We start from the raw sequence: 8,421 nt of genomic DNA, 5'->3' as shown, positions 1-8,421 counted from the left end.
AAAAAATGAATGGAGCCACCTTTAGTTGGGTATTTACTTTTTTGGCTCTAATAGAAAAAAGATTAAAACTGAAAATTCTGGTATTATTTATGCAACGCTAGTGAAGAAAGGAGAATGAAATATGGTAGCTTATAATCTTTTTGGTGGTGGAGCAACATTTGCAGCGATTATTGTTCTCTCTTCATGGGGCTCCCAGTGGGTCTTGCTGGAATGTTGATCTTTGTTGAAGCACTCATTGATATGGGACGTACAGCATTTAATATAAATGGTTCCATGATTGCCGGAACATTGACATCCAAGATTCTAGGTAGTCATAATGTAGAGAAATTCAACGATAAAAAACCTATTGACAACGTTTACATTTCTGGTTACACTAAGGTTAACAAGTTAATAAAAGGTGATTGAGACGTTGAGACCACACTATTTTTGTATTTCCTTTTTTAAGGGAATGCATATTACAGTGTGGTCTTTTTGTCATACCTAAAACTCAGAAGTATAACTTGTGAAAAACAATAAGGGGTGAGTCAGGAATGACCGAATTTTCCGGGGAACTTGTTGGTACCATGATTTTGATTATTTTTGGTGCGGGGGTAGTTGCAACGAGTGTATTAAATAAATCGAAAGGTCAAGATGCTGGATGGGTATTGATTACCCTCGGCTGGGGACTTGCAGTAGCACTCGGGGTCTATGCTGTGGGGAATGTTTCAGGTGCACATCTTAATCCAGCTGTTACATTAGGATTTGCAGCAATTGGTGATTTTCCATGGGATAAAGTTCCGATTTATATTACGGGACAAATGATTGGGGCATTTTTGGGAGCAGTTATCATTTATTTTGCATTTTTACCTCATTGGAAAGAAACGAAAGACACTGGTCCAAAGTTAGGAGTATTCGCGACAGGACCAGCTATACGCAGACCGCTTTCCAACTTGGTCACAGAGGTGATTGGTACATTTCTTCTTCTGTTAGGTTTATTATTTATCGGAGTGAATGAGTTTACGGAAGGATTGAACCCGGCAATTGTTGGTCTATTGATCGTCGCCATTGGGATGTCATTAGGCGGCCCAACAGGCTATGCGATTAATCCTGCTCGAGATCTAGGTCCAAGAATTGCTCACGCGCTTCTTCCGATCCACGGAAAAGGAACCTCTGATTGGGGATATGCTTGGGTACCGATCATTGGTCCAATTCTGGGCGGTATTTACGGAGCATTATTCTTTAAGGCTATTTTTGAAGGTGTTTATACGGCAGCGTTTTGGGTAGTAAGTGTTATTATTGCGGTACTATTCATTTCAGCAGCAATCATAGAGAAGCAACATGATGATAAAGAACAAAGTAAGAGTCGAAATATAAAGATATCATGAATGGAGGAGAATCAATGGGTAAATATATTCTATCCTTAGATCAAGGAACTACAAGTTCACGTGCAATTTTGTTTAATCATGAAGGAGCAATTGTGGAGACTGCTCAAAGAGAATTTGAACAGCATTTTCCGAAGCCAGGTTGGGTGGAGCATGATGCGAATGAAATTTGGACATCGGTCCTTGCGTGTATCGCGGAAGTCTTACGAAAAGCAGATGTAGATCCGGAACAAATCGCAGGAATTGGGATTTCAAACCAAAGGGAAACAACCGTTGTTTGGGATAGAGCTACAGGTAAACCGATCTATCATGCAATCGTATGGCAATCCCGTCAAACAGAGGAAATTGTTCAGGAGCTCAGAAACGAAGGATATAATGACTTGTTTAAAGAAAAAACCGGACTCCTTCTAGATCCATATTTCTCCGGTACAAAAGTAAAATGGATTCTGGATCATGTGGAAGGTGCAAGAGAAAAAGCGAATAATGGAGAGCTTCAGTTTGGAACAATTGATAGTTGGCTCGTTTATAAACTATCTGGTGGACAAGCTCATGTAACGGATTATTCCAATGCCTCACGTACCTTAATGTTCAATATTTATGATTTGAAGTGGGATGACGAGCTGTTAGAGATTTTATCGGTGCCAAAAAGTATGCTGCCGGAAGTTCGTCCATCATCCGAAGTATATGCTCATACCGTTCCTTATCATTTCTTTGGTAAAGAAGTCCCGATTGCAGGTATAGCAGGGGATCAACAAGCTGCATTGTTTGGACAAGCCGGCTTTGAACAAGGTATGGTCAAAAACACGTATGGTACTGGTGGATTCCTGGTCATGAACACGGGTGAAGAACCGGTAGATTCAAAAAATAGTTTACTAACGACCATTGCTTGGGGTGTGGACGGAAAAGTTGAATATGCGTTAGAAGGAAGTATCTTTGTATCCGGTTCAGCAATTCAATGGTTACGTGATGGTCTGAAATTAATTGAAACATCACCAGAAAGTGAAGAATATGCAACGAGGGTCGAATCGACGGATGGCGTGTATGTTGTACCAGCATTCGTTGGCCTAGGTGCACCTTACTGGGATAGTGAAGCACGTGGTGCTGTATTTGGAATAACCCGTGGCACAAAGAAAGAGCATTTTATCCGAGCTACCCTTGAATCACTGGCATACCAAACGAAAGATGTGGTAGATGCTATGGTTGCCGATTCCGGAATTGATGTGAAGTCTCTTCGCGTTGATGGTGGTGCGGTGACAAATGACTTCCTCATGCAATTCCAAAGCGATCTGTTAGACGTACAGGTTGATCGTCCAGTCATCAATGAAACGACAGCTTTAGGTGCAGCATATCTTGCTGGTTTAGCAGTCGGCTATTGGAAAGACAAAGAGGAAATAGCAAAACAATGGAAAGTTGATACTACGTTTACACCTGAAATGAAGCAGGAAAAACGCGATGAATTATATAAAGGATGGAAAAAAGCTGTAGAAGCGGCTAGAGTGTTTAAATAAAGCTCCCTTCTCAGGTTCAACCTAACAACAAATCGTAGAATCGTAGTTTCATGACTATCATCTTATAACGATGTATGTTATACTAAAGTCAAGTTAATATGTTGGACGGAGAATCCTGAGAGACCACAATACTCTATATACTATAGAGCTATTTGTGGTCTCTTTTTCGTCTAAATGATCACATATATTGAAAACAAATGAAGGAGTGGTCCAATGTTTTCTAGTTTAAGACGAAATGAAATTAAAACGAAAATGATGAATGAATCGCTTGATTTACTTGTGATCGGTGGAGGAATTACCGGTGCAGGAATCGCACTTGATGCCGTCACAAGAGGGATGAAGGTTGCTCTTTTAGATATGCAGGATTTTGCTGCAGGCACATCCAGCAGGTCTACGAAACTCGTTCACGGTGGACTTCGCTACTTAAAGCAGTTTGAAATTGGTGTCGTTGCCGAAACAGGAAAAGAACGTGCCATTGTCTATGAAAATGGTCCGCATGTCACTACACCAGAATGGATGATGCTTCCGTTTTATAAAGGAGGTACGTTTGGTCCATTCACGACCAATATCGGTTTACGTGTATATGACTTTCTTGCCGGAGTAAAAAAGGCAGAACGGAGAAAAATGTTCACCGCAGAAGAAGCGATGGAACGTGAACCATTATTAAACTCGGAAAATCTTAAAGGTGCCGGTTACTATGTCGAATACAAGACAGACGATGCGAGACTGACGATTGAAGTAATGAAAAAAGCTGTTGAAAATGGCGCGCTCGCATTAAATCATATGAAGGTCGTTAACTTGATTTATGAAAATAAGAAAGTTGTTGGTGTGGAAGTGGAAGATCGTACCGATGGTTCCATTCACCAGATTTTTGCAAAGAAAATCGTCAATGCAACAGGTCCTTGGGTGGATACGTTACGTGAAATAGATCATTCCAAAAAAGGAAAGTATTTGCATTTAACAAAAGGGATTCATCTCGTATTTGATGGCAAACGATTCCCGCTAAAACAAGCAATATACTTTGATACGCCGGATGGACGAATGCTGTTTGCGATTCCGCGGGACGGAAAAACATATGTGGGTACAACCGATACCGTTTATGAAGGCGATATTACGAATCCGAAAATGACGATAGAGGACCGGGATTATGTTCTGAAGGCCATTGATTATATGTTTCCGCAAGTGAATATCAAGCCTGAGGATGTCGAGTCAAGCTGGGCTGGATTACGTCCGCTTATCCATGAAGAAGGAAAAAAACCTTCAGAGATTTCCCGTAAAGATGAAATATTTGTATCCGAATCTGGGCTCATCTCCATTGCAGGAGGAAAGCTGACTGGTTACCGGAAAATGGCGGAAAGTATTGTTGATCTGGTTGGAAAACAGTTCCAAGAGGAAGAAGGTAAATTATTCTCGTCCGCACAAACGAAAGAATTGCGTATCTCAGGTGGAGATGTTGGCGGATCAAAAGGTTTTGCGAACTATATCAAGGAAAAGGTTGCAGAGGGCAAGCGGCTAGGTATGGAAGAAGAGCAAGCTAGAAGTCTTGTAAAAAGATATGGTTCCAATATCGATGTGATTTTTGAACTGTATCAACAAGCGAAATCCGAAGCTCAAACTGAAAATCTCGATCCAATCGTATTAACTGTTCTTCGTTATTCGCTAGAGTACGAATTAGCTTATAAGCCAGTCGACTTTTTCATTCGCCGGACAGGGGCAATGTTCTTTGATATTCATTGGGTCAGGGAGCATAAAGAACAAGTGATAGATTATATGGCGGAAGCGTTACAATGGTCCAACGAACAGAAGGAAGAATATACGAAAGAATTAGAGCAGTTGATGAAAGAAGCGACACATCCGGTGGCATAGCGACGAGAATATTTAGACAGCCCTGCAGGTTATAGACTGCAGGGCTTTCGTGTTGAGGGGGTAGTTTTGGGGATAGCGCAGGAACGCTGCCATTTATGATTCGATTCAAGGAGACAGTCCCCCCCTAGGTTGATTTCCCTAATTTCCTCTAAAAAAGTAAACAATTTCCCTACTTTTATCCTGTTATTATTTACAAGATTCGAGCAATTTTTTAACACCCCTTTGCTAGTATGGAAGATAGATAGACTATGTAAAGGGGAGGGGTTCTTTTGAATCGAAAATGGGTTAGCGGTTTATTAGTGGGGTTGGTTGCATTTTCAACGATTCTTCCAGCAGTGCAAGCAGAAGGAAATCCGGTATCGGAAGCACGTTCCGCGTCATCCAATAAAGCAGAACCAATGGTCACAGTTGGAGAAGCCGGGGAGACGCTGTTAGTAAATGAGAATTCTGTAAAGATTGGACCGGGGATTGAACTATCTCAATTTGAACGGTTTGATGCTCGGGGTTGGTTGAATGGAGAAGTGATGACGGTCGATCTTTCTCATGAGGCAGTTTCTACAGACTTGCTTTTTCCAGGAGTAATCTCCAGCGCCAAGCCGCTTTCGGAAATGGCGCAACAAGCCGGTGCAGTTGGTGGAGTGAATGGGGACTTCTTTGATATTAATAATACAAAGGCACCATCAGGCACAATGATACAAAATGGTGAGTTGTTAAAAGGGCCACAGGGATCACATAATCTAACGGCCGGTGTCGATGAGCAAGGAATAGGCAAAATATCCAATATTTTTCTGGAAGGGAACATTCAACTTCCGAGTGGGGAATATAAGCTTGATGCGTTGAACCAGTCCGGTATTCCGGCAAACGGTATTGGACTTTATACATCGGTTTGGGGACAAGCGCAACGAGCTGTTAGTGGAAGCAATGTTTATGAAGTTGTAGTGCGTGATGGTGAAGTGATCGCTGTTTCTGATCAAGTTGGCAGTGGTTCTATTGAAGAGGACACGTTCATCTTTGTCGGAAATGGGACAGGAGCAAATATATTAAAAGAACTTTCTATTGGGGATCCGGTAGATGTGAGTTATGCGCCAAAAATTGACGGAGAAAACCTCATGAAGTTTGCCATTGGTGGAAATGTTAAATTGGTGGAGAATGGACAAGTTCCCGCAAATTTAGATGACAGCACCACTGCTCCGAGAACTGCAGTCGGTTTTTCAGAAGATGGGAAAACGATGATTTTGACAGTGGTAGATGGCCGTCAAGTGGACAGTCGTGGAATGACTTTCAAAGAATTGGGTGAATTAATGAAGGAATATGGTGCTCATCAGGCGCTAAATATTGATGGCGGCGGATCGACTACGATGGTCGCACGTGCACCAGGTAAGGCGGATGCAGAAGTAGTCAATCAGCCATCTGACGGAATGGAGCGTTCTGTCCCGAACGGAATTGGCATTTTTGCGGAAGCTGGAAGTGGGGAACTAGCAAACTTTTCTGTGGACACGGTAAGGCAAGATGAGAAAAGTACGCGCATCTTCCCGGGCTTAAGCAGAAGTTTTGTAGGTCTGGGGCATGATGAAAACTACTTTCCTGTAGATGTAGAAGGAATCAAGTGGCAAGCGATACCAGGAAAGGTTGGTTCATTTGATGAGCAAGGCGTTTTTTATGCTGAAAAGTCAGGGTCAGCTGTAGCTCGAGCGCAAATCAAATCAGTAAAAGGGACAAAGGAAATTACAGTTCTTGGTGAATTGGACCGGATAGAAAGCAGCCAATCCTACCTCGGTCTTGAAATGGGCCGTACGACAACTTTTTCAGTGACAGGTTATGATAAAAATGGCTACTCCGCACCAATTGAAACTCGTGATATCGAATTGGATTATGATGAGGCTGTAATTTCTTTAGATGAGAATCAAGATGGAAGCTATACGGTCACCCCTTTACAAGACGGCGGATCGACAACAATCAAGATCAAGGTGCACGACCAAATGACGAACCTGCCTGTTACCGTAGGCCTCTCGACAGTGGAAATTTCTGATTTTGAAGATGACTCCGGCTGGTCGGTTACGAAATTTCCGGCAGAGGTTGGAGCTTCGATGGATATCGTGGAAGGAAGAACCGGCAATGGCTTACAAGTAAACTATGATTTTTCAACAACAACAGCGACGCGTGCTGCTTATTTACAAGCATCACCAAGAATCGAACTTCCCGGTGATGTACAAAAAATCGGTGTATGGGTGCACGGGGATGGAAATGGTGCATGGCTGCGCACGGTCATCGAGGATGCAGCAGGCACAAATTATACATTAACGTTAGCAGACCAAATCAATTGGTCGGGGTGGAGATATGTGGAAACCACCTTACCAGAAGGAATCCAGTATCCTGTCAAGCTCTGGCGGATTTATCCAGTAGAAACAAATCGAGATAATCAATATACGGGGCAGCTCATTTTTGATGACTTGACCGTAAAGGTACCTCCAGCTATTGAAGGTTCCGAAGAAGATAGCAAGACGGAAGATCCAATCATTATTAAAAACGGTGAAATAGAAGAAGACCGTTGGAAATTCGCGGTTTTATCGGATACTCAATTTGTCGCAGCATCACCGAACAGTCAACAAGTGCAAATGGCTCGGAAGTCGTTACAGCAAATTGTCGCTGCAGACCCAGAATTCCTTGTAATTAATGGAGATTTAGTCGATACAGCTTGGGAAGAAGACTTCACTTTTGCTAAGCAAATATTGGAAGAGGAAGTCGGAGATGCTTTCCCAATATATTATATTCCTGGAAACCATGAAATTACTGGCAGTGGTTCATTAGACAACTTTTTAAAGGAATTTGGAGAGAATCGATATGACTTTGACCATAACGGAACGCGATTTATTTTATTAGATTCTTCAACTGGAAGTTTCCGGACAAGTGATTTTGATCAGTTGATTGAATTGAGAGAATCATTGATTGAGGCAGCAAGCAATCCTCAAATTAATAATGTTGTCGTCGTTGGGCACCATCCGACACGAGATCCTTTACCGACGAAAAATAGTCAGTTAGCAGATGTAAAAGAAGCGGAATTGATTGAGAATTGGTTAACAGAATTCCGTGAGACTTCAAAAGGCAAAGGTGCTATGTATATTAGTGGACATGCACATACCGTTCATATGGAACGGGTAGAAGGTGTACCGTATATGGTGACTGGCTCAGCTGGGAAGGCTCCATATGGTTCGCCTCAGGATGGTGGATTCTATTCATGGACCATGTTTGGCATCGATCCAACTCCTATACCTGACCGGGCATTTGGACCGGAACGTGCAGCTGAAAATAGTAAGGTAGCAGGGAAAGAGTGGGTTCAAGCTGAAGTTAGACCAATTTTAGAATCGATTACTGTCCATGCTCCTGAAACGGTTACGATTGGTGAAACTGTCGAAGTTTCTGCCGAAGGACACCAAGCAGGAAATCTAAACTTCCCACTACGTTACCCGGCATCCGCTAAATGGGAAGGCAGTGACAATGTATTCATCGGAACCGGTGACGCATTGGAACGTGCGAAAAAATCCAATAAGTATGCAGCAGTATTCAATCCAGAGACTGGTGAATTGACAGCAATTCATAGTGGCAAGATTTCACTGAAAGTGATATCTAACTTTGAGGAGGCTGTGGCAGAAGTGGTTGTTCAATAGTGGCTTATTGCTGTAGAATAT

General features: G+C 42.4%; 4 protein-coding genes and 1 pseudogene. All 5 read left to right on the top strand.

The window, feature by feature from the left end:
• Positions 1–142: 142 nt before the first annotated feature.
• Positions 143–405: pseudogene (locus ACFSBH_RS02285) on the top strand (cation:dicarboxylate symporter family transporter); the annotation flags it as partial.
• Between the two features lie 125 nt (positions 406–530).
• Entirely contained in the window at positions 531–1,364 is an 834-nt protein-coding gene (locus ACFSBH_RS02280) for an MIP/aquaporin family protein (RefSeq protein ID WP_379595858.1), read from the top strand.
• Between the two features lie 14 nt (positions 1,365–1,378).
• Positions 1,379–2,869, top strand: a complete 1,491-nt coding sequence (glpK, locus tag ACFSBH_RS02275; protein WP_379595856.1) for a glycerol kinase GlpK — start codon at positions 1,379–1,381, stop codon at positions 2,867–2,869.
• A 213-nt stretch (positions 2,870–3,082) separates the two neighbouring features.
• Positions 3,083–4,735 carry a glycerol-3-phosphate dehydrogenase/oxidase gene (locus ACFSBH_RS02270; RefSeq protein ID WP_379595854.1) on the top strand — a complete coding sequence of 551 codons (1,653 nt, stop codon included), beginning with the start codon at positions 3,083–3,085 and terminating at the stop codon, positions 4,733–4,735.
• A gap of 269 nt (positions 4,736–5,004) precedes the next feature.
• Entirely contained in the window at positions 5,005–8,400 is a 3,396-nt protein-coding gene (locus ACFSBH_RS02265) for a phosphodiester glycosidase family protein (RefSeq protein ID WP_379595852.1), read from the top strand.
• The last annotated feature ends 21 nt before the right edge of the window (positions 8,401–8,421 follow it).

The organism is Oceanobacillus luteolus (assembly GCF_042678205.1).
GTDB lineage: Bacteria > Bacillota > Bacilli > Bacillales > Amphibacillaceae > Oceanobacillus > Oceanobacillus luteolus.
Note: the sequence above shows the minus strand (reverse complement) of the source record. Positions and strands in the feature narration are given on the sequence as shown.